Source organism: Ovoidimarina sediminis (assembly GCF_032586175.1).
Classification (GTDB): Bacteria; Pseudomonadota; Alphaproteobacteria; order Rhodobacterales; family Rhodobacteraceae; genus Ovoidimarina; species Ovoidimarina sediminis.
On record NZ_JAWHTE010000016.1, the window covers coordinates 26,016 to 46,220 of the forward strand.

The 20,205-nt window shown below is 65.3% G+C and carries 19 protein-coding genes; 8 read left to right on the forward strand and 11 right to left on the reverse strand.

All coding sequences use genetic code 11. The annotated features are described in order from the left end of the window. The first annotated feature begins 14 nt into the window (after positions 1-14). Both RXV90_RS17140 and RXV90_RS17145 read left to right on the forward strand, forming a co-directional pair. Positions 15-542, forward strand: coding sequence for a hypothetical protein (locus RXV90_RS17140; RefSeq protein WP_316650121.1), 528 nt, complete (start codon positions 15-17; stop codon positions 540-542). 48 nt (positions 543-590) lie between these two features. Beyond that, a complete protein-coding gene (locus RXV90_RS17145) occupies positions 591-1,445 on the forward strand; it encodes a sulfurtransferase (protein ID WP_316650122.1) in 855 nt (284 codons plus the stop codon). A gap of 3 nt (positions 1,446-1,448) precedes the next feature. Here RXV90_RS17145 and RXV90_RS17150 read toward each other — a convergent pair whose 3' ends face one another. Both RXV90_RS17150 and RXV90_RS17155 read right to left on the reverse strand, forming a co-directional pair. Next, complete coding sequence (locus RXV90_RS17150) at positions 1,449-1,832, reverse strand: cupin domain-containing protein (protein WP_316650123.1); 384 nt, start codon at positions 1,830-1,832, stop codon at positions 1,449-1,451. Further along, positions 1,829-2,230 (reverse strand): VOC family protein, encoded by a 402-nt coding sequence (locus RXV90_RS17155; protein WP_316650124.1) that lies wholly within the window; start codon positions 2,228-2,230, stop codon positions 1,829-1,831. The genes RXV90_RS17150 and RXV90_RS17155 overlap by 4 nt, the downstream gene beginning before the upstream one ends. Before the next feature lie 322 nt (positions 2,231-2,552). On the opposite strand from RXV90_RS17155, the gene RXV90_RS17160 reads away from it, so the two are divergent. Then, positions 2,553-3,707 (forward strand): hypothetical protein, encoded by a 1,155-nt coding sequence (locus tag RXV90_RS17160; RefSeq protein ID WP_316650125.1) that lies wholly within the window; start codon positions 2,553-2,555, stop codon positions 3,705-3,707. Between the two features lie 40 nt (positions 3,708-3,747). Here RXV90_RS17160 and preA read toward each other — a convergent pair whose 3' ends face one another. The 4 genes from preA to RXV90_RS17180 form a co-directional block, all read right to left on the reverse strand. Further along, entirely contained in the window at positions 3,748-5,049 is a 1,302-nt protein-coding gene (gene preA / locus RXV90_RS17165; RefSeq protein ID WP_316650126.1) for an NAD-dependent dihydropyrimidine dehydrogenase subunit PreA, read from the reverse strand. A gap of 25 nt (positions 5,050-5,074) precedes the next feature. Then, positions 5,075-5,905, reverse strand: coding sequence for a class I SAM-dependent methyltransferase (locus RXV90_RS17170; RefSeq protein ID WP_316650127.1), 831 nt, complete (start codon positions 5,903-5,905; stop codon positions 5,075-5,077). Continuing rightward, positions 5,902-6,381: a GFA family protein gene (locus RXV90_RS17175; protein ID WP_316650128.1), complete on the reverse strand. Its 480-nt coding sequence runs from the start codon at positions 6,379-6,381 to the stop codon at positions 5,902-5,904. The genes RXV90_RS17170 and RXV90_RS17175 overlap by 4 nt, the downstream gene beginning before the upstream one ends. 77 nt (positions 6,382-6,458) lie before the next feature. Continuing rightward, positions 6,459-7,796: an NAD(P)-dependent oxidoreductase gene (locus tag RXV90_RS17180; protein WP_316650129.1), complete on the reverse strand. Its 1,338-nt coding sequence runs from the start codon at positions 7,794-7,796 to the stop codon at positions 6,459-6,461. A 238-nt stretch (positions 7,797-8,034) separates the two neighbouring features. Here RXV90_RS17180 and accB point away from each other — a divergent pair, with 238 nt between their 5' ends. Continuing rightward, positions 8,035-8,523, forward strand: a complete 489-nt coding sequence (gene accB, locus RXV90_RS17185; RefSeq protein ID WP_316650130.1) for an acetyl-CoA carboxylase biotin carboxyl carrier protein — start codon at positions 8,035-8,037, stop codon at positions 8,521-8,523. 2 nt (positions 8,524-8,525) lie between these two features. Then, the gene (accC, locus tag RXV90_RS17190; RefSeq protein WP_316650131.1) at positions 8,526-9,869 is read left to right on the forward strand and encodes an acetyl-CoA carboxylase biotin carboxylase subunit; all 1,344 of its coding nucleotides are present in this window, start codon (positions 8,526-8,528) and stop codon (positions 9,867-9,869) included. A 193-nt stretch (positions 9,870-10,062) separates the two neighbouring features. Here accC and RXV90_RS17195 read toward each other — a convergent pair whose 3' ends face one another. The 5 genes from RXV90_RS17195 to RXV90_RS17215 all read right to left on the reverse strand — a co-directional run bounded on the left by RXV90_RS17195 (position 10,063) and on the right by RXV90_RS17215 (position 16,488). After that, a complete protein-coding gene (locus RXV90_RS17195) occupies positions 10,063-11,151 on the reverse strand; it encodes an ABC transporter ATP-binding protein (RefSeq protein WP_316650132.1) in 1,089 nt (362 codons plus the stop codon). A gap of 48 nt (positions 11,152-11,199) precedes the next feature. Continuing rightward, on the reverse strand, positions 11,200-12,852 hold the full coding sequence (locus RXV90_RS17200; RefSeq protein WP_316650225.1) for an alpha-amylase family glycosyl hydrolase: 1,653 nt from the start codon (positions 12,850-12,852) through the stop codon (positions 11,200-11,202). A 14-nt stretch (positions 12,853-12,866) separates the two neighbouring features. Then, positions 12,867-14,018 (reverse strand): carbohydrate ABC transporter permease, encoded by a 1,152-nt coding sequence (locus tag RXV90_RS17205; protein ID WP_316650133.1) that lies wholly within the window; start codon positions 14,016-14,018, stop codon positions 12,867-12,869. 25 nt (positions 14,019-14,043) lie between these two features. After that, the gene (locus RXV90_RS17210) at positions 14,044-15,042 is read right to left on the reverse strand and encodes a carbohydrate ABC transporter permease (protein ID WP_316650134.1); all 999 of its coding nucleotides are present in this window, start codon (positions 15,040-15,042) and stop codon (positions 14,044-14,046) included. Between the two features lie 87 nt (positions 15,043-15,129). Continuing rightward, on the reverse strand, positions 15,130-16,488 hold the full coding sequence (locus tag RXV90_RS17215; RefSeq protein ID WP_316650226.1) for an ABC transporter substrate-binding protein: 1,359 nt from the start codon (positions 16,486-16,488) through the stop codon (positions 15,130-15,132). A gap of 245 nt (positions 16,489-16,733) precedes the next feature. Between RXV90_RS17215 and RXV90_RS17220 the strand changes: the two genes are divergently transcribed. Genes RXV90_RS17220 through RXV90_RS17230 form a run of 3 tightly spaced genes read left to right on the forward strand, consistent with a single transcriptional unit; the run spans position 16,734 to position 20,149 of the window. Beyond that, complete coding sequence (locus tag RXV90_RS17220) at positions 16,734-17,783, forward strand: LacI family DNA-binding transcriptional regulator (RefSeq protein ID WP_316650136.1); 1,050 nt, start codon at positions 16,734-16,736, stop codon at positions 17,781-17,783. A gap of 43 nt (positions 17,784-17,826) precedes the next feature. Beyond that, positions 17,827-19,152 (forward strand): GH1 family beta-glucosidase, encoded by a 1,326-nt coding sequence (locus RXV90_RS17225; RefSeq protein WP_316650137.1) that lies wholly within the window; start codon positions 17,827-17,829, stop codon positions 19,150-19,152. Positions 19,153-19,162: 10 nt separating this feature from the next. Next, entirely contained in the window at positions 19,163-20,149 is a 987-nt protein-coding gene (locus tag RXV90_RS17230; RefSeq protein WP_410482379.1) for a glucokinase, read from the forward strand. Positions 20,150-20,205: the final 56 nt, after the last annotated feature.

Sequence of the window (20,205 nt, forward strand, 5' to 3'; positions counted from 1 at the left end):
AAAAGGAGAGTGGGATGATACCCCAGATAGGTCCAATTGCGCCCGGCGGGCCGGGCCCGCCGATATCAGGTGACGTGCGGCAGAGCGACGCCGCGCCCTCTTTCCGCCCGCCCGCGACAGAGGCGGCGCGGCCGGCCGCCGCGGAAACACAGCGCCCCGCCCTGCCGCCTCAGGCCGCCGACCGCGCGCGTCAGGCCGTGGCCGAGGCGCCGAACCCGGGTGCCGAACCCGCCGTTCCACCGGCCGTCTTTTCCGACCCGACCGCACCGGCCGGGCCGCCGCCGGCTTTCGAAGCCTCGATCCTGGACCGCGCGCGCGGGGCGGCGCAGGCCGTGCCCGTCGAGGCCGGGCCGGCCGAACCTGTACAGCAGACCGATGACAGCTCGGCCCAGGCGCCGGTCGTGTCGCCCCGACCGGAGGCGCGGCCCGCCGATCCCTACGAGGTGCCGCCGTCGGCGAGCGAACGCGCCGCCGAGCAGGTTGCCGCGCTGCGCCGGATCGAAATGCCGCTTGATACGGCGACGGTGGACGTGGCGCGCTGATTGATCTGGCGCAGGGTTTCACCGGATGACCCGGTGTAACCTTCGCCCATGGATCAGCTTGTAACGCCCGGCTGGCTTGCCGCCCGGCTGGACGATCCGGCCACGGTGGTTCTGGACTGTTCGGTGCGCATGATCGACTTGCCCGACGGCGGCATGCGCGTCGAGAGCGGGCGCGCGGATTATCTAGACAGCCACATCCCCGGGGCGGGGTTCGCCGATCTGACCGGCGCGCTGCGGGATGCGGAAAGCCGCCTTGCCTTCGCCCTGCCCGCGCCCGGGCAATTCGCCGCGGCGATGGCGGACCTCGGCGTCGGGGATCGCACCCGCGTGGTGCTTTACGACAGGAATGGCCAGGCCTGGGCCGCGCGTGTCTGGTGGATGCTGCGCTGGATCGGCCATGACGATGCCGCGCTGCTCGACGGCGGCCTTGCGGCCTGGGCGGCGGCAGGCGGCGCTCTGCGCGGCGGGGCCGAGACTGCGGAGGCGCGGCACCTGACGGCGCGCCCCCGGCCTCGCCTGATGGCGGACCGGGACGCGGTGACGGCGGCGCTTGGCGATCCCGCGCAGCGGGTGATCGACACGCTTCCTGCCGAGATCTACCGCGGCGACGTGCAGATGTATGCCCGGCCCGGACATATCGCCGGGGCCGAGCACCAGCCGGGGATGGATCTTCTCGATGCAAGCGGGCGGTTTCTGCCGGACGCGGCGCTGGCGGAGCATTTGCCCGGCGACCGCGCGGCGCGGGCGATCACCTATTGCGGGGGCGGCATCCTGGCGTCGCTGTCGGCCTTCGCGATGACACGTGTGGGGTTCGAGGACGTGGCCGTCTATATCGGATCGCTGGAAGAGTGGGCGGCGGATCCGGCGGCCCCGATGGAAACGGGCGATCCGCCGAAATCCTGACGCTCAGACCGTGGGCACCCAGGGCCCGTCGAGATGCGTGGCCTCGTGATCGCCCGGCCAGGGCGGCATGGTGATGCAGATGAAGCGAAGCGGCACGCCCGCGGCCGCGCGGTACTGAAAGGCCGTGCCGACGGGGATGTCGATGGAGACGCCGGGAGTGAGCGGCGTGATGCGCTCTTCCGCCCCGTCCCGCCGCCAGATCTCGCCCGCGCCATCGAGGACATGCCAGAACTCGCTGACCGTCGCATGAATTGTCGCGCGGTTGACCTGGCCCGGTGGCACCGTGCTGTGGATCATGTTTCCGGCGGGGCCATCCATGATGAAGCGTATCTCTGCCCCGGCCGGGGAGCGCGCATCGGGGGTGTCGGGGAGAACGGTTTCCTTCACGGGGCCTCCGCGCGCATCGCCTCGTCCTCGCCCAGATCGAAATCGATGTGCAGGTGGTTGCCGTCAGGATCCCAGACATTCACCTGGATGATCCGGAAATCCGGGATGCGGGTGAGTTCGTAGCGTTCGCCGCGTGGCTCCAGAAGCGCAAGGAATTCCTTCAGCCCGGTCGCGCGGAAGGCGCCGTGTTCGAGCTTTAGATCGGTGCCCGGGTCGGTCGGCGGCACCGGAACCTCCACGAGGTGAACCGCCGCCTGATCGCCCGCATAGATCCAGGCGCCGGGGATATCGAAGGCGGGGCGCGGGCCCGGGTGCATGCCCAGAACCTCGCCATACCAGGCGATCATCGCGTCGATGCGCGCGGTGCGGATGTTGATGTGGTCGAGCCGCTCGATCATGTGGTGCCCCCCTTCGCGACAGCCTGCACGCCCCTGCGCCCCAGGCATTGTTCGCATTCGTTCACTTGATTGTCCTTGTGATTACAAAGGATTTTCTTTGCCTGGTAAAGCGTGCGGCAATACAGTCGTGTCAGTGCTGAGTACGGGTGGGATTGGACTTTGCAAAAGGAGTTCCGAGGACCGCCCGGTCTGGTCTGACTGCCAGAGGTGACAGCACTGTTCCCGATATTTCATGGGCTTGGCATGGACGTGCCGGGCCCGCTGCCATCGCTGTTGACCCGATCTGGTGCGGTTTTGCGCTCTGGGGAAACAGGAGTACATCATGCGCGTAAGGGAGATTTCTTCGCCCTTCAAAGGAGACGTCGCCTTTCTGAAATTCGGCGGCGGCAGCAACAATCTGAAATTGCTGGAGTTTATCGGATCGTCCGGTTTGCCGGTCGGCTATCATGTCGATGCAGGCGGTGGGGATGACGAGGTTCGGTCCGACAGCACTGCCAACGATCGCCTGATCGGCGGGGATGGCAGCGATCTGATCGCGGGCGGCCTTGGCCACGACGAGATCTATCTGGGCGACACCACGGGCGCCGATAGCGGCAAGGGCAAATCCGGGTTCGCGAATGCGGGCTTCGGGGAAACCGACGGAACGCTGACGGAGGGCGGCACGGGATCGGCCCCGTATGTCGCCGGAAACGACTTCATCGACGGCGGCGACGGCGGCGATAACCGGATCTCGGGCGATTTCGAGGATCTCGTCGTGACCAATGGCGGTGTCGTCGTGGCCGGGGACGAGGGCGACTTCCGCCCCGGCCTCGATGGCGGCAACAACGGCACGAACACGATCGCGGGCGATGCGATGTCGGTGACGATGGTGATCGACAGCGGCAGCGATCTGCCGTCGGTGACCTTCGGCAACGATTCGATCGATGGCGGGATCGGCTCCACCGACCTTCTGGTGGGCGATGCGATCACGGTAACCTTCGAGGTGGCGCCCGAGGTCGGGGACGACGTGACCCCCTCGATCACCGGCGGCAACGACCGGATCGAGGCAGACGGGATCAGCAGCGTTCTGATCGGCGATTTCGGCGCCGTCACGTCGACGGATCATGCCGTGACGGTCACGGGAGGCGACGACACGCTGGTCAGCAGCCCGAATGACGACATCCTCTGGGGTGACGTGCGCGACTATTCCGATCTGGTGACGGTGATCGGCGGGGCCGATACCTTCGTTTTCGACGGGTTCGAGGGTAACGACACGATCATGGATTTCGAGCTTGGCAAGGACCGGATCGAGGTTGGCGACGATGTCGAGGACTGGGAAATCGAGATGATGCTTCTGATGGCGACGCAGGAGGGCACCGCCACGGTGCTCGACCTCGCGCTTGTCGGCGGATCGGGCACGGTTCGGGTCGAGAACACCTGGGACGGCGTGGACACCTCGCTGACACTGTCGGATTTCGGCGTCGAGATGATCGCCTGAGCAAAGCGGGCGCGCGGATGGCCGCGCGCCCTGCCCCCCCTTACTCGGCCGCCTTAGCCGCGGGGTTGTTCGGATGGGTCGTCCAGTTGGCGTATTTCGTCTCGACGACCTTGCCGGTGCGCTTGTCGACCATGCCCGGCTGAAGCTCTTCCATCGTGATACAGCCCTCGACGGGGCAGACATCGACGCAGAGGTTGCAGGCCACGCATTCCTCGTCGATCACCTCGAAGGTGCGGCCCTCGTTGATGACGATCGCCTGGTGCGAGGTATCCTCGCAGGCCGCGAAACAGCGCCCGCACTTGATGCAGAGATCCTGATCGATGCGCGCCTTGGTGATGTAGTTGAGGTTGAGGTACTGCCAGTCGGTCACGTTGGGGACGGCGCGGCCCACCACATCGGAAACGCCCGCATAGCCCGCGCCATCCATCCAGTCCGACAGCCCCCGCTTCATTTCCTCGACGATGCGGAAGCCGTAGGTCATCGCCGCAGTGCAGACCTGAACGTTGCCCGCGCCCAGGGCCAGGAACTCCGCCGCGTCACGCCAGGTCGTGACCCCGCCGATGCCGGAGATCGGCAGGCCCTGCGTTTCGGGATCACGGGCGATTTCGGCCACCATGTTGAGCGCGATGGGTTTGACCGCGGGGCCGCAATAGCCGCCGTGGGAGCCCTTGCCGTCGATCGAGGGCTCGGGGCTCATCGTGTCGAGGTTCACCGAGGTGATCGAGGAGACGGTGTTGATGAGCGACACCGCATCCGCCCCGCCCGCATGGGCCGCCCGCGCCGGAAAGCGGATATCGGTGATGTTGGGCGTCAGCTTCACGATCACCGGCATGCGGGTGTGCGCCTTGCACCAGCGCGTGACCATCTCGATATATTCCGGCACCTGGCCGACGGCGGAGCCCATGCCGCGTTCGCTCATCCCGTGGGGGCAGCCGAAGTTGAGTTCGATGCCGTCCGCCCCGGTGTCTTCGACCTTGGGCAGGATTTCCTTCCAGGCCCATTCCTCGCACGGCACCATGAGCGAGACGACCATGGCGCGGTCGGGCCAGTCGCGCTTGACCTGCTTGATTTCGCGCAGGTTCACCTCGAGCGGGCGGTCGGTGATGAGTTCGATATTGTTGAGGCCCAGAACGCGCCGGTCGGCCCCGTAGACGACGCCGTAACGCGGGCCGTTCACGTTGACGATATGGGGATCGAGCCCCAGCGTCTTCCACACGACACCACCCCAGCCCGCCTTGAAGGCGCGCACGACGTTGTATTCCTTGTCCGTGGGTGGCGCGGAAGCGAGCCAGAACGGGTTCGGGGATTTGATCCCTACGAAGTTGGTGCTGAGGTCGGCCATGGTCAGCCTCCTTTCCGGGTTGTCTTCATGCTGTGGGCTCCGCCGCGAAAACCATCTCGACGGGCTGGATATGGCCTGCGTTCACCGCACGCACCATGTTGCCGATCTTGGCCGCCGCGTCCTCGCCCATGAGGATCGGCAGGCCGATGGGAGGGGCGCCTTCCGCGGCCACCTTCGCCTGAAGATCGGCGAAGAAGGCGCGCGCGACCTCTCCCCGGTCGGCGCGGTGCTGAAGGCCCAGGCCCGCCGCCTCGGCCGCGGCGAGATAGGCCTCGGGCGCATCGAGGAACGAACCTTCGGGCGCGCTGGCCCAGGGCAGCGGGAATTCGGGGTGATCGCCGAAGCGCATGACATCGTAGACGGCGAAGCGCGCGCCCGGGGCCATGACGCGCGCGGCCTCGGCGAAAAGGCGCGGCTTGTCGGGAAGGTTCATGCCGACATGGAGGAGCGTCAGGAGATCGAAGCTGTTATCCCCGAACGGCAGATCGAGAACGCTGCCTTCCACGAAATCCGCCGTCACCCCCACAAGATCCGACAGCCGCTTTGCCACCGCGACGAATTCGGGGGTCAGGTCGATCCCCGTCACCTCCGCGCCGTAGCGGGTGGCGATGAAGCGCGCAGGCCCGCCGATGCCCGACCCGAGATCGAGCACGCGGGTGCCCGCCCCGATCCTCAGCGGGCCAAGAAGCGCCTCTGTCGCGGCGACGCCGCCGATATGGAACTCGTCCACCGGCTTCAGATGGTCGGGCGTGAGTGCCCCGGCGTCATGCCCGGCCGCGCCCAGGGCCGCGAGGATGCGGTCATAAAGGCCGGCATGGCCATAATGAGCCGCGATGGTGGGGTTGGGATCGGTCATCCGGGGGGGCGATCCTTCGCATCGAGATGCCCGGCGTAGTCCGCCGCGAGGGCCATGTAGTCGGTCACGTCCGGGAAGCGCGCGAACCCGTGTTCCGCCAGCGGCGGCACCCAGGGCAGGCGCTCTGCCGTCTGGAGTTCGATGAAGGGTTCGAACCATGTCGGATCGTCGAGCATCGTGGCGCGCAGGTTCACGAAACCTTCAAGCCCCTTCGCGGTGGTAAAGACCCAGGACAGGCAGTCCGGGCAGTGGTGGTGAGTGACTTCGTCGCCCTTCAGCCCGCCCTGAACGCTTTCGCCCCGGATCACCTCGAGCCCAGAGGCGGGCAGCGTGATCGTCAGGGAAAAGGCGCTGCCGGTCATCTTCTGACATCCGGTGCAGTGGCAGGCCGAGGTGATCATCGGCGGCTCGGTCATCCGCACGCGCAGCGCGCCGCAGCGGCAGCCGCCCTCGGCCGGAAGCTCGGGCCGCCTCACCTTTCAGGCCCCGTGGGTCGCGGATCTCGCATCTCGGCTACCCCTTCATTTTGGCACAAATACTCATACCACGTTTCTCACCCCGCGCGGAGGGTTGCGTCGATGTCTTCCGCCGCATCGCGGCCTTCCGCCACCGCAGTCACGGTCAGGTCATCGCCGCCTGCGGCACAGTCGCCCCCGGCCCAGACGCCCGCGCGACTCGTGCGCCCCGAGCCGGTCACGGCGATCTTCCCGCCGTCGAGCTGAAGCCCCTCGGGCGCGCCCTCGAGCGTCTGGCCGATCGCCTTCAGCACCTGATCGGCGGGGATGCGGAAGGTTTCGCCCGTGCCTTCGAGCCCGCCGCCGCTGTCGCGGGTATATTCGAACTCCACCTCGGCCGCGGCGCCCGCACCATGCACCGCCACGGGGCGGGCATTCGCCACGATCCGCACCCCCTTCGAGGACGCGAGATCCTGTTCGAAGCGGCTGGCCGGCATCTTCTCCTGCCCGCGGCGGTAGGCGATCGTCACCGTCTCGGCCCCCAGAAGCTTCGACTGCACGGCGGCGTCCACCGCTGTCATCCCCCCCCCGATCACCACGACGTTGCGGCCCACGGGCAGGTCGGACAGATCCGCGGCCTGGCGCAGATCGGCGATGAAATCGACGGCGTCGCGCACGCCATCGGCCGCCTCGCCCTCCGCGCGCAGCGCGTTCACACCCTGAAGACCGATCCCGAGAAACACCGCGTCGAAATCCTCGATCAGCGCTTCGAGAGAGAGCGTCTGCCCGAGGGCCGCGCCGTACACCGTTTCGATGCCGCCGATCTGCATCAGCCAGTCCACCTCGGCCTGCGCGAAACCGCCCACCGTCTTGTAGCTCGCGATCCCGTATTCGTTGAGGCCACCCGGTTTTTCCCGCGCCTCGTGGATCACCACGTCATGGCCCTTCATCGCAAGCCTGTGCGCGCAGGCGAGGCTCGCCGGCCCCGCGCCGACAACGGCGATGCGCTTGCCCGTGGGGGCCGCGCGCGTGAAGGGATGCACCCCCTTCGCCATCAGCGTATCGGTCGCGAAGCGCTGGAGCCGCCCGATCTCGACCGGCTTGCCCTCGGCCACCTCGCGCACGCAGACCTCCTCGCACAGTGTCTCGGTCGGGCAGACCCGGGCGCACATGCCGCCCAGGATGTTCTGGTCGAGGATCGTCTTCGCCGCGCCTTCGGCATGGCCGGTCTGGATCTGGCGGATGAACATCGGAATGTCGATATCCGTCGGGCAGGCCGTGACGCAGGGCGCGTCATGGCAGAAGTAACAGCGATCCGCCGCCACCGCCGCCTCGTGGGCGTCGAAGGGCGCATGCAGATCGGAGAAGTTCTCGGCAAGTGCCGCGTCGGAAAGGCGGCCGGCCACGATGCCGGGCGTCGTTGGGCTGTTGGACATCTCTCTCCCCGTCCTGCCGTGTATCTTCGGGAAGAGTGCCAAGGCGAAATTTTTTTATCAACTGGTAAATTTTTTGGCGACGGCCGCGGCGCGCCGGCGTTTTCGTAATGCCACGATGGTGGCGGAGGTTGCCCGAACTTTGGGCGGTTCACGCTTTTCTCCTCGGAATCGCTCGCGTATACCGGAACGACAAGATCGGGCAGACAGGGCCCGGGGCAGTGATCAGCGGGGACAGCACATGGCGGACAAGCCCTTTAAGTCGGACGTGGATTTCATCCGCTCCCTTGCAGAGCTTTTGCGCGAGAACGACCTGACCGAGCTTCAGGTCAAGCGGGAATACGGAGAGAATGACAGCCTGAACGTGCGCGTGAGCCGCGGGACGGTGGCGATCGCCGCACCGGTGGCGGCGGCCCCGGCAGCCGCGCCTGCCCCGGCCGCACCGGCGGCGGCCCCGGCCCCTGCCGCCGGCGACGGCGGCGACCCCGCCAGCCTGCCCGGCGCCGTCACCTCGCCGATGGTGGGCACGGCCTATCTGTCGCCCGAACCGGGCGCGCAGCCCTTCGTCTCGGTGGGCGAAACGGTTTCCGAAGGCCAGACGCTCATGATCGTCGAGGCCATGAAGACGATGAACCACATTCCCGCCCCCAAGGCCGGGACTGTGAAGCGCATCCTCGTGGAAGACGGCGCCCCGGTCGAATTCGGCGCGCCCCTGATGATCGTCGAGTAATCATGTTCGACAAGATCCTTATCGCGAACCGGGGCGAGATCGCCCTGCGCGTGATCCGCGCCTGCCGCGAGATGGGCATCGCCTCGGTCGCAGTGCATTCGACGGCGGATGCCGATGCGATGCATGTGCGGATGGCGGATGAAAGCGTCTGTATCGGCCCGCCGCCCGGCTCGCAAAGCTACCTGTCGATGCCCGCGATCATCTCGGCCTGCGAGATCACCGGCGCCCAGGCGATCCATCCCGGCTATGGCTTTCTGTCCGAGAACGCGGCCTTCGTGCAGATCGTGGAGGACCACGAGATCACCTTCATCGGCCCCACGGCGGAACATATCCGCATCATGGGCGACAAGATCACCGCGAAGGAGACGATGAAGAAGCTGGGCGTGCCCTGCGTGCCGGGCTCCGATGGCGGCGTGCCCGACATGGAAGTCGCGATGAAGGTGGCCGACGACATCGGCTATCCGGTGATCATCAAGGCGACGGCGGGCGGCGGCGGGCGCGGCATGAAGCTTGCGCGCACCTCGGCCGAGCTTGAAAGCGCCTTCCGCACGGCGCGGGCCGAGGCCAAATCGGCCTTCGGCAATGACGAGGTCTATATCGAGAAATACCTCGGCCAGCCCCGGCATATCGAGATCCAGGTGTTCGGCGACGGCAAGGGCCGCGCGGTGCATCTGGGCGAGCGGGACTGTTCGCTGCAGCGCCGCCACCAGAAGGTGTTCGAGGAGGCGCCGGGCCCGGCGATCGATGCGGAGACGCGGGCGCGGATCGGCAAGATCTGTGCCGATGCAGTGGCCTCGATCAACTATATCGGCGCGGGCACGATCGAGTTCCTCTACGAGAACGGGGAATTCTATTTCATCGAGATGAACACGCGGCTTCAGGTCGAGCATCCGGTGACCGAGGCGATCTTCGGCGTCGACCTGGTGCGCGAACAGATCCGGGTGGCGGCGGGGCTGCCGCTGGAATTCCGGCAGGAGGATCTTCAGGTCAACGGCCACGCCATCGAGGTGCGGCTCAACGCCGAGAAGCTGCCGAATTTCGCGCCCTCCCCGGGGCGGATCACCCAGTATCACGCGCCGGGCGGCCTGGGCGTCAGGATGGATTCCGCGCTTTATGACGGCTATTCCATCCCGCCCTATTACGACAGCCTGATCGGCAAGCTGATCGTGCATGGCCGCGACCGGCCCGAGGCGCTGGCGCGGCTCGACCGGGCGCTTGGAGAGCTGATCATCGACGGGATCGACACGACGGTGCCGCTCTTCCACGCGCTGCTCGACGAAGCCGATATCCTGGCGGGGGAGTACGACATCCACTGGCTAGAAGGCTGGCTGGAAAAGGCACTCTGACAGGAACGGTTTCGCCGCGCCTTCGGCGCGCCGACCGATGCGGGGCTCCGCCCCGCACCCCGGAGTATTTTCACCAAAATGAAGGCGCCTCGTTCATTTTGGTGAAAGCACTCTCGGGGGTTTGGGGGCAGACGGCCCCAATCCGCACGCAGTGCCAGAAGGTGTGCGCGCGCCTGGCGCGCGCTCCGCCGGATCAGCGGTAGAGCAATGACTTGCCGTCGTGGAAGATGTGAACCTTGGCCGGGTCCGCCGTCAGTTTCACATCCTTGCCGCGCACCTCGTCGTGGATCCCCGCGAGTTTCGCGAGCACCTGGTCGCCGTTGGTGCGCCGCTCGAAATAGAGGATCGTGACCTCGCCCAGGGCCTCGATGTAATCGACGCGGCCGTCATAGATGCTTTCGCCGTCGGTTTCGACGAAATCCTCGGGCCGGATGCCGATGCGCACCCGCTTGCCCATGTCGCCCGCTTCCGTAGGCACATTCGAAACCGCGATGCCCTCGCCGTCGACCTGAACGCGGGTCTGTTCGCCGGTGCCCACGATCTCGCCGTCGAGGAGGTTCATCGCGGGCGAGCCGATGAACTGGGCCACGAATTCGCTTTTGGGGCGTTCGTAGAGTTCCAGGGGCGAGCCCACCTGGGCGATGCCCTTGTTCGCCAGGACGACGATGCGGGTCGCAAGCGTCATCGCCTCGACCTGATCGTGGGTGACGTAGATCATCGTCGATTCCGGCATCTGCTCTTTCAGCTGCGCGATTTCGATCCGCGTGGCGACGCGCAGGGCGGCGTCGAGGTTCGACAGCGGTTCATCGAAAAGGAACACCTTGGGGTCGCGGACGATGGAGCGCCCGATGGCGACGCGCTGGCGCTGTCCGCCCGAGAGCGCCTTGGGCAGACGGTCGAGATATTGCGTGAGGTCGAGCTTCGCGGCCGCGGCTTCCACGGCCTTGCGGATCTCGCCTTCCGGCTTCTTGGCAAGGCGCAGGGCGAAGGCCATGTTGTCGTAGACCGTCATATGCGGGTAGAGCGCGTAGGACTGGAACACCATGGCGATGCCACGCTCTGACGGCGGCACGTCGTTGACGACCGTTCCGTCGATCTCGAGCGTGCCGCTCGTGATCTGTTCGAGCCCGGCGATCATCCTGAGAAGCGTGGACTTACCGCAGCCCGATGGCCCGACGAAGACGATGAGTTCGCCTGTCTTGATATCGAGGTTGATGTTTTTCAGCACCTCGACCGTGCCGCCATAGGCCTTGCCCACATCGGTCAGCTTCAGGTTAGCCATCTTTTTGTTCCTCCCTCGGGGCGTCAGCCGTGCGCCCCGCCACGTTCCTCAGGTGTCGCCCTGTTCTTCGATCGCGAAAAATGCCTGCCACGCAGGAAGTTCTGCGCCGATGTCATTGTGAAGCCCGGCCGTGAAGGGGGCCCCCTTGTCCTGCCGCCACGTGCCCTCTGGCCGGGTGAAGCTGATCGTTTCGCCCGAGAGGTTGAACGCGCAGAAAAGCCGCGTGCCGTCGTGTGCGCGAATGAAGCTCAGCCGGTCGTCGGCGGCCTCGACGATATCGAGCGTGCCCTTGGCGAGGGCCGGATGGGCCGCGCGGAACGCGATCATCTTCTGGTAGAAGGCGAGCGTGGAGCCCGGATCGTCCCACTGCACGCCCACCGCGCGCTGCAGGTGTTCCATCGCCACCGGCAGCCAGGGCTTGCCGTCGGTGAAGCCGCCATACTGATTGTCGCGGATCCAGGGCATCGGCGTGCGGCAACCGTCGCGCCCCTTGAACTTGGGCCAGAAGCGTTTGCCGTAGGGATCCTGCAACTCCTCGAAGGCGACATAGGCCTCGGTCAGCCCGAGTTCCTCGCCCTGGTAGAGGCAGATCGAGCCCCGGATCGACATGAGAAGCGCGGCGTAGACGCGAAGTGCCGGTTCCGACAGCCCCCATCGCGTCGTGTGGCGCACGACATCGTGGTTCGAATAGGCCCAGCACGCCCAGCCCTCAGACACGATGTCGTTGGCCCTTTCCAGAACCTCGGCGACATAGGTGCCCGTCGGCTCTGCGTTCGACAGAAGCGCGAAGTCGTAGCACATGTGCAGCCGGTCGTTGCCTTTGGTGTATTCCGCCTGCACTTCCATGCCACGCTGGCTTTCGCCGACCTCGCCAACCGTGGTGCGATCGGGAAACTCGTCGCAGAGCGCGCGAAGGCGCTTCAGGAAGGCGATGTTTTCCGGCTGGGTCTTGTCGTAGAGGTGATCCTGGAAGTTGTAGGGGTTGACCGACGGGGCCGTCCTGTCGTTCCGGTCTTCCGGCCTGAGGGGCGGATTGTCCCGCAGCGCGCGGTCGTGGAAGTAGAAGTTCACCGTGTCTAGGCGGAACCCGTCGACGCCGCGGGTGAGCCAGAACCGGGCAATTTCAAGAAGCTCGTCCTGCACTTCCGGGTTGTGGAGGTTGAGGTCGGGCTGTTCGGCGAGGAAGTTGTGCAGGTAGTACTGCATCCGCTCGCCGTCCCATTCCCAGGCCGAGCCGCCGAAGATCGACAGCCAGTTGTTGGGCGGCGTGCCGTCGGGTTTGGCATCGGCCCAGACATACCAGTCGGCCCGCGGGTTGTCGCGGGACGAGCGGCTTTCGGTGAACCAGCGATGGCTTTCGGAGGTGTGGGACAGGACGAGATCGATCAGGACCCTGAGCCCAAGCTCGTGGGCGCGGTTGATGAGCGCATCGAAATCCCCCAGCGTGCCGAACATCGGATCGACGTCGCGGTAAGCGGAGACGTCATAGCCGAAATCGAGCATCGGCGAGGGGAAGAACGGCGAGATCCAGATCGCATCGACGCCGAGATCCGCAACATGCGGCAGGCGGTGGATGATGCCCGCCAGATCGCCGATCCCGTCGCCGTTCGAATCCTGGAAGCTGCGGGGGTAGATCTGATAAATCACCGCCCCGCGCCACCAGTCGGGATCCGGCGCGAGAACCGAGCGCGCTTCGAGCATGGGTTCTGCGAAACTCACTTGACCGACCCCGCGAGAAGGCCGCGCACGAGGTAGCGCTGCATCGCGAAGAAGACGATCAGCGGCACCGCGATCGAGACGAAGGCCGAGGTTGCGAGGATTTCCCAATTGCCGCCGCGCGTGCCGAGGAGTTCGACGATCTGCTTCGTCATCACCGTGGTCTCTCCCGTCGCGTCGATCAGGAAGACGAGCGCCACGAGAAGGTCGTTCCACGTCCAGAGAAACTGGAAGATCGCGAAGGAGGCAAGCGCGGGGAACGAGAGCGGCAGGATGATCTTCATGAAGATCTGGAAATCCGTGGCGCCGTCGACCTTGGCGTTTTCGATGATGTCGCGGGGAAGGCCGACCATGTAATTGCGCAAAAGATAGATCGCGAGTGGCAGGCCGAAGCCGGTATGGGCAAGCCAGACCCCGAGATAGCCCTTTCCGATCCCCACCTCGTTGTGAAGCTTCAGAAGCGGGATGAGGGCGAGTTGCAGGGGCACCACGAGAAGCCCCACGACCGCGGCGATCAGAAGCGCGCGGCCCGGGAAATCCATCCACGCCAGCGCGTACGCCGCGAATGCCGCGACGAGGATCGGGATGATCGTGGCCGGGATCGTCACCGTCAGCGTGTTGAAGAAGGCCTTCAGCATGCCCTCGCGATTTTCGGGCCCGAGGACGTTTCGGTAGTTCTGAAGCGTGAATTCCGGCGGGGTTATCTTGGTGACGAACATCCGCTCGCCCCGGCGGCCCTCGAATTCCTGATCGTTCACGAGGCGGTAGGTGCCGTCGCCCTGAAGCGTGAGCTGCCCGTCATCGCCCATATCCGCCGTGTCGCCGGGCGCGTAGGCAGAGACGTCGCGCGCACTGGTGCCCCAGGCGGAGATATCGGCGCGGTCTTCGCCTGCCTCGTCGAAGACATTGCCTTCGATGACGAAGCTCGTGCCCTCCTGCACCTGGGTATCGGGGGCGCCGGTGCGGTATTGCACCGTCTGTTCCGAGGGAAACAGCGAGGCCCACCAGCCCGAGGCCGCGATCTGATCGGCCGTCCGGAAGGACGAGATCAGAAGGCCCAGCGTCGGGAAAAGCCACAGCGCCACGAGCAGGACGACCGAGATGTGGACCGCCCAGGTGAGACCGGATTTCTTGCCAGCAATACCGTCCATTATATGCTCCTCCGATCGCGGGCCATTACCGCATCTCCTTCCGGGCGTTGTAGACGTTCCAGACAAGGATCGGCGTCACCAGCAGCATGATGACCATGGCGGACGCCGACCCCACCCCCCAGTCATTGGAGCGGAAAAGCTTGTCGTACATGTAGTTGGCGAGAACCTGCGTCTCCCATTGCCCGTTAGTCATGGCGAAGACGATGTCGAAGACCTTGAGAACGACGATGGTGATGGTCGTCCAGACGACGACGATGGTGCCCATGATCTGCGGCACCTTGATCTTGAAGAAGATCTGGAAGGGGTTGGCGCCATCGACGATGGCCGCCTCGACGGTTTCCTCGGGGATGCCGCGCAGGGCGGCGGAGAGGATGACCATGGCAAAGCCCGTCTGGATCCAGATCAGAACGATCATGAGGAAGAAGTTGTTCCAGAACGGGACGGACAGGAACGTCACCGGCTCGCCGCCCAGGGAGACGATGATGGCGTTCAGGATGCCGATCTGTCCTTCGCCCGCCGGGCGCACGTCGTAGACAAGCTTCCAGATCACCGCCGCGCCGACGAAGGAAATCGCCATCGGCATGAAGATCAGCGATTTCGCGATGTTGCCCCAGGCGATCCGGTCGGTGAGCTGTGCGGCGAGGAGGCCGAAGGCCGTCGAGAAGGCCGGCACGATGATCAGCCAGAGCATGTTGTTGCGCATCGCTTCCCAGAATTTCGGCTCTCCGAACATCTGGGAGTAGTTGGCGAAGCCGACGAAGGCCCCGCCCTGCGAGCGGTCGGTGAGCGAAAGGCGCAGCGTCTCGACCACCGGATAGGCGAGGTAGAGGCCAAGCGCGAACAGCGCCGGAAACAGGAACAGCCAGGGCCGGATCATGTTCGCGCGGTTGATGTTGCGCCCCGCGTTCGGCCCCTTGGCCGGGAAGAGCACCTTATCCAGGAACTGGTTCGAGAAGTAGAAGTACCCGATACAGCCTCCGACCCCGATCACGATGGTCAGCAGGCCCTGTAACGCCGGATGCATGGCGGCCCCTCCCCTGGCTATGTGGTTCCCGATGGGTGGGGAGGCCCGGGCATGGCCCGGATCTCCCGCGATCAGAGGATCAAGCGCTTACTTGAGCGCGTCCCAGCTGTCCTGGATTTCCTGCGCCACGGTGGCGGCGTCCTTGGAGCCCGACGAGAAATCGACCATGCCCGTCCAGAAGGAGCCTGCGCCCACGCCGCCCGGCATCAGATCGGAGCCGTCGAAGCGGAAGGTCGTCGCGTTGGTCAGGATCTCGCCTTGCCCCCGCTGCGTATCGTTCGAATAGTTTGCCGGATCCGCCTGAAGATGCGGGGTCAGGAAGCCATCCTGCGCCATCATGATTTCATGCGCGAAGGGTGTCTTCAGGAACTCGACAAAGACATTTGCCGCGGGATTTTCGCTCGTGATCGCGAAAAGCGTACCCGCCCCGAGAACCGGGGTGCCGAGATCCTTTTCCGAAAATGCCGGGAAGTAAAAGAAGTCGGCATCCTCGCCCAACATGGTGCCTTCAGGAAAGTAGGCAGGGATGAACGAGGCCTGACGGTGCATCATGCACTGCGGCGGGCTGTCGAACAGACCCTTGGGGCTGTCACGAAAATCGACTGCGGCCGTATCGTTGGCATTACCTGCAACATAGTCGTCATTTCCGGTCAGCGCCCTGTACTGCTCAAGGACCTCGATGACTCTCGGGTCCGTGAACGGCATGTCGTTCGATACCCATGCATCGTACACCTCCGGGGGATGCATCCTCAGCATCAGGTCTTCGACCCAGTCGGTCGCAGGCCAGCCGGTCGCACCTCCAGAACCGAGACCCAGGCAAAGCGGCGTTTCACCGTCAGCCACCATCTGGTCCATCAGCGCCACGAACTCTTCCATGGTTTCCGGGACTTCGTAGTCAAAGTCCTCGAAATTTTCAGGGATGTACCAGACGAGCGACTTGACGTTCACATTGAAGAAGAAACCGTAGAGGGCGTCGTTTCCGTCGGGATCGCTGTAGGTTCCGAGATCGACCCACGACTGACCGGCGGCAAAGTTCTCGCGCACCCAGTCGGCCGTCCCCTCGGGAAGTGGCGTCAGGAAGCCGCGTGCGGCCATGTTCTGAGCCAGCCCCGGCTGCGGAAACACGGTCAGATCAGGTGCCGAGCCTGCCTCGGCATCAATGAGAATTTGCTGCTCGAGCGAATCCGAGCCCGTATAGGCCGCATCCGCGCCTGTCGCTTCTTCGAAAAACGCGATGAGATTCTCGAACGAGGCGGCCTCGCCCGCAAGCCAGGGGCCGAAAACCGTCAGGCTCTGCCCCGACAGATCGTGATTCGCAGCGAATTCTTCATAGCTCGCCCAGTTGAAGCCGCCCTCGCCTGGGGCAACCATCAGATGCGAGCCGGCCTGTGCCGCGCCTGCAAGCAATGCCAGCGCCGCAGCGCTGCCGATCAGTTTCTTATGCATGTTTTTCCTCCCACGCATGTGTCCCGCGCCGTTTTGCCCGTTCGGGCCGTTTGTCAAAGCGCTTTGGATGGCAGGACCGTCGCTCAAACATAGAGCCTTGTCAAACAAACAATCGCGCCTTCCCTTGTAAAACATATATTTTTTCTGCCTTCATTTTGGGATGACTGCAAACGGCCCCTTTGACGGCGGTGGCGGCGGGCGCTAATGTCAAGCCGGAGCCAAAGCGGTTTGAAGATGGATTAACGATGAATCTCAGGGAGTTGGCGAAGCATCTTGGCCTGTCGCAGACGACTGTGAGCCGGGCTTTGAACGGCTATCCGGAAGTTGCGGAGGAAACGCGCCTGCGGGTGCTGGCCGCGGCAGAGCGCCACAATTACCGCCCCAACACACGCGCCAAGAGCCTTGCCACCGGCCGGTCGATGACGATCGCCCACGTGATCCCGATCTCCGACCGCCACGAGATGGTGAACCCGGTCTTCGCCGATTTCATCGCAGGGGCGTCGGAGGCCTATCTGCCGCGCGGCTATGACATCAGCCTGACGGTCGTCAGCGACAGCGGCCAGGAACAGCTTTACCGCGATATCGCCGCGCGGCGATCGGCAGACGGAGTGATCGTTCACGCGCCCAAGAGCCGGGACCCGCGGATCGCCCTTCTGAGCGAGTTGAAGCTGCCCTTCGTCGTGCATGGCCGCTCGTCCGAGATCGACGCGCCCTACAGCTGGGTCGATGTGGACAACAAGCGCTCGTTCCGGCGCGCCGCGGAGTTTCTGGCCGATCTCGGGCATCGCCGGATCGCGCTGATCAACGGGCTTGAAACGATGGATTTCGCCGTGCGCCGGCGCGCCGGGTTCACCGAAGGCCTGAAGGCACGGGGGATCGGGATCGATCCGGCGCTGATGCGATCGGACGAGATGACCGAAGGCTACGGGTTCGAGGCCGCGCGCGAACTTCTGGCACTGAAGGATCCGCCGACGGCCTTTGTCACCGCCTCCACGATTTCGGCCTTCGGGATCCGCCGGGCGGTGGAAGGCGCGGGCCTGCGGATGGGCCGCGACATTTCTCTCATCACCCATGACGATGACCTGTCCTATTTCCGCAACGGAGGAGAGACGGCGATCTTCACCGCGCTCCGCTCCTCCGTGCGCGAGGCGGGCCGGATCGCCGCGGCGACGCTGATCGAATTGATCGAGACGCCTGGAAAGCTGTCGCAAACGATGCTGAACACCGATTTCATCGTCGGCGAATCGACAGGCCCCCGGATTCGGGTGCCCGAGCAGGCCGGTCAGCCGGGCTGAGACGCGCCAACAGGGCCCCCGGGCCCGATCACAAGGATGCACCATGGAGATTTCCCGCAGCGATTTTCCCGAGGGGTTCCTCTTCGGAACGGCGACATCCTCCTACCAGATCGAGGGGCATGGATTCGGCGGCGCCGGCGCAACCCATTGGGACAGCTTCGCCGCCACCCCCGGCAACGTGGTGCGGGCAGAGGACGGGCGCCGCGCGATCGATCACTATCACCGCTGGGAGGAAGACCTCGATCTCGTGGCCGCCGCCGGGCTGGACGTCTACCGCTTTTCGACAAGCTGGGCGCGCGTGCTGCCCGAAGGACGCGGGGCGGCCAACGTTGAGGGCCTCGACTTCTATGACCGGCTGGTCGACGGGATGCTGGCGCGGGGGCTGAAGCCCGCGCTGACGCTCTATCACTGGGAACTCCCCTCCCCGCTTGCCGACCTCGGCGGCTGGCAGAACCGCGACATCGCGAACTGGTTCACCGATTATGCCGACACGATCCTGGCCCGGATCGGCGACAGGATCTGGTCGGTCGCGCCGATCAACGAGCCGATCTGCGTTGCCTGGATCTCGCATTTCCTGGGCCTGCATGCGCCGGGGCTTCGGGATATCCGCGCGACCGCGCGGGCGATGCATCATGTGCTGGTGGCGCATGGCACCGCCATCGCGGCGATGCGCGCGCGCGGGCAGCCGAACCTGGGCGGCGTCTTCAACATGGAATATGCCCAGCCCGTCGATCCGAGCGACGCGGCACGGGAGGCCGCCGAGCTTTATGACGGGTATTACAACCTCTTCTTCCTTTCGGGTGTTTTCCGGAAAAGCTACCCCCGGAACGTGCTCGACGGGCTGGAGCCGCACCTGCCGAAGGGATGGGACGCGGATTTCGATCTGATCGGCGCGCCGCTCGACTGGTGCGGTATCAACTATTACACACGCAAGATCCTTGCCCCGGCGGAAGGGCCATGGCCCGCGCACACGGAGGTTTCGGGCCCGCTTCCGAAAACCGAGATGGGCTGGGAGATCTATCCCGAGGGGCTAGAGTACTTCCTGAACCGGACGCATGCGGACTATTCGAAGGGCCTGCCGATCTACATCACCGAAAACGGCATGGCCGCGCCCGATGTGATGGCACCGGGCGGCACCGTCGATGACCCGGTGCGCGGCGCCTATATCGAGGCGCATCTTGGTGCGGTGCGCCGCGCGATCCAGGCGGGCGTGCCCGTTCAAGGCTATTACCTGTGGTCGTTGCTCGACAATTACGAATGGGCGCTTGGGTACGAGAAACGCTTCGGCCTCGTTCATGTGGATCTCGAAAGCTTGAAGCGAACCCCGAAAGCATCCTATCACGCGCTGGCACGGGCAATGGCCCGATGAAGGACGCCCGATGACCGCCTTGCCCCACCCCGACCACGCTGACGCCCTTGTGGCCGATATCGGCGGCACGAACACGCGCGTCGGGCTGGCCGCCGGGCCGACACTTTTGCCCGAGACGATCCGCCGGTTCCGCAATGCCGAGTATCCGGGGCTTGAACACGTGCTGCGCGCCTATGTGGGCGAGCATGGCGCGTTCGCCTGCAAGGCCGCGTCGGTGGCGATTGCCGGGCCGGTCCGCGATGGCCGGGGCACGCTCACGAACCTGGACTGGACGATCGACCGCGAGACGCTGGCCGCCGCCACGGGAGCGGATTTCACCGCCGTGCTGAACGACCTTCAGGCACAGGGCCATGCCCTTGGCCGGATCGCGGCGGAGAACCTGCACCAGGTGGTTGAGGGGGCGGAGCCCGCGCCGAATGCCTCGCAACTGGTGATCGGGGTTGGCACAGGATTCAACGTGGCGCCGGTACACAATGCGGGCGAGGCGCGGCTTGTGGCCCCGTCCGAGGCGGGGCATGGCAACCTGCCGATCAGCAACGAGGCCGAGCTTCGCCTGTGCCGCTATATCGAGAAGGCGCACGGATTCGCCGCCGTCGAAGAGGTTCTGTCAGGGCGCGGACTTGAGCGCGTTTATGCCTGGCTTGGGGAAGAGGCGGGCGATCCGCGGAGCGCAAGCGCCGCGGAAATCATGGACCGGATGGGCAAGGACGGGCATCCCCGGTCGGCCGAAACCGTTGCGATTTTCGTGCGCATGCTGGGCCGGGTTGCCGGGAATCAGGCGCTTGACCACCTGCCCTTCGGCGGCGTGTTTCTTGCCGGCGGCGTGGCCCGCGCCATGGCCCCCTATTTCGGGCGGTTCGGCTTCATCGAAGCGTTCCGGGACAAGGGCCGGTTCACCGAGTTCATGGGGCAGTTCGGCGTCTGGGTGATCGAAGACGATTATGCCGCACTGATCGGATCGGCCGCGCATCTGGACAGGCTTGCCCGCGCCGTCTGAGGCGGGCCTTCGTAACGCCGCTTTAACGGATCATCCGTAAGCACGACTTCGGTGAG

What these genes read in the sequence shown, in the direction of transcription:
- RXV90_RS17180 (WP_316650129.1), bottom strand. Translation starts at nt 7,796, where the DNA reads ATGTCCAACAGCCCAACGACGCCCGGCATCGTGGCCGGCCGCCTTTCC.
- RXV90_RS17220 (WP_316650136.1), top strand. Translation starts at nt 16,734, where the DNA reads ATGAATCTCAGGGAGTTGGCGAAGCATCTTGGCCTGTCGCAGACGACT.
- RXV90_RS17205 (WP_316650133.1), bottom strand. Translation starts at nt 14,018, where the DNA reads ATGGACGGTATTGCTGGCAAGAAATCCGGTCTCACCTGGGCGGTCCAC.
- RXV90_RS17195 (WP_316650132.1), bottom strand. Translation starts at nt 11,151, where the DNA reads ATGGCTAACCTGAAGCTGACCGATGTGGGCAAGGCCTATGGCGGCACG.
- RXV90_RS17210 (WP_316650134.1), bottom strand. Translation starts at nt 15,042, where the DNA reads ATGCATCCGGCGTTACAGGGCCTGCTGACCATCGTGATCGGGGTCGGA.
- RXV90_RS17140 (WP_316650121.1), top strand. Translation starts at nt 15, where the DNA reads ATGATACCCCAGATAGGTCCAATTGCGCCCGGCGGGCCGGGCCCGCCG.
- RXV90_RS17160 (WP_316650125.1), top strand. Translation starts at nt 2,553, where the DNA reads ATGCGCGTAAGGGAGATTTCTTCGCCCTTCAAAGGAGACGTCGCCTTT.
- RXV90_RS17230 (WP_410482379.1), top strand. Translation starts at nt 19,163, where the DNA reads ATGACCGCCTTGCCCCACCCCGACCACGCTGACGCCCTTGTGGCCGAT.
- RXV90_RS17145 (WP_316650122.1), top strand. Translation starts at nt 591, where the DNA reads ATGGATCAGCTTGTAACGCCCGGCTGGCTTGCCGCCCGGCTGGACGAT.
- RXV90_RS17155 (WP_316650124.1), bottom strand. Translation starts at nt 2,230, where the DNA reads ATGATCGAGCGGCTCGACCACATCAACATCCGCACCGCGCGCATCGAC.
- accB (WP_316650130.1), top strand. Translation starts at nt 8,035, where the DNA reads ATGGCGGACAAGCCCTTTAAGTCGGACGTGGATTTCATCCGCTCCCTT.
- RXV90_RS17200 (WP_316650225.1), bottom strand. Translation starts at nt 12,852, where the DNA reads ATGCTCGAAGCGCGCTCGGTTCTCGCGCCGGATCCCGACTGGTGGCGC.
- RXV90_RS17215 (WP_316650226.1), bottom strand. Translation starts at nt 16,488, where the DNA reads ATGCATAAGAAACTGATCGGCAGCGCTGCGGCGCTGGCATTGCTTGCA.
- preA (WP_316650126.1), bottom strand. Translation starts at nt 5,049, where the DNA reads ATGGCCGACCTCAGCACCAACTTCGTAGGGATCAAATCCCCGAACCCG.
- RXV90_RS17225 (WP_316650137.1), top strand. Translation starts at nt 17,827, where the DNA reads ATGGAGATTTCCCGCAGCGATTTTCCCGAGGGGTTCCTCTTCGGAACG.
- accC (WP_316650131.1), top strand. Translation starts at nt 8,526, where the DNA reads ATGTTCGACAAGATCCTTATCGCGAACCGGGGCGAGATCGCCCTGCGC.
- RXV90_RS17170 (WP_316650127.1), bottom strand. Translation starts at nt 5,905, where the DNA reads ATGACCGATCCCAACCCCACCATCGCGGCTCATTATGGCCATGCCGGC.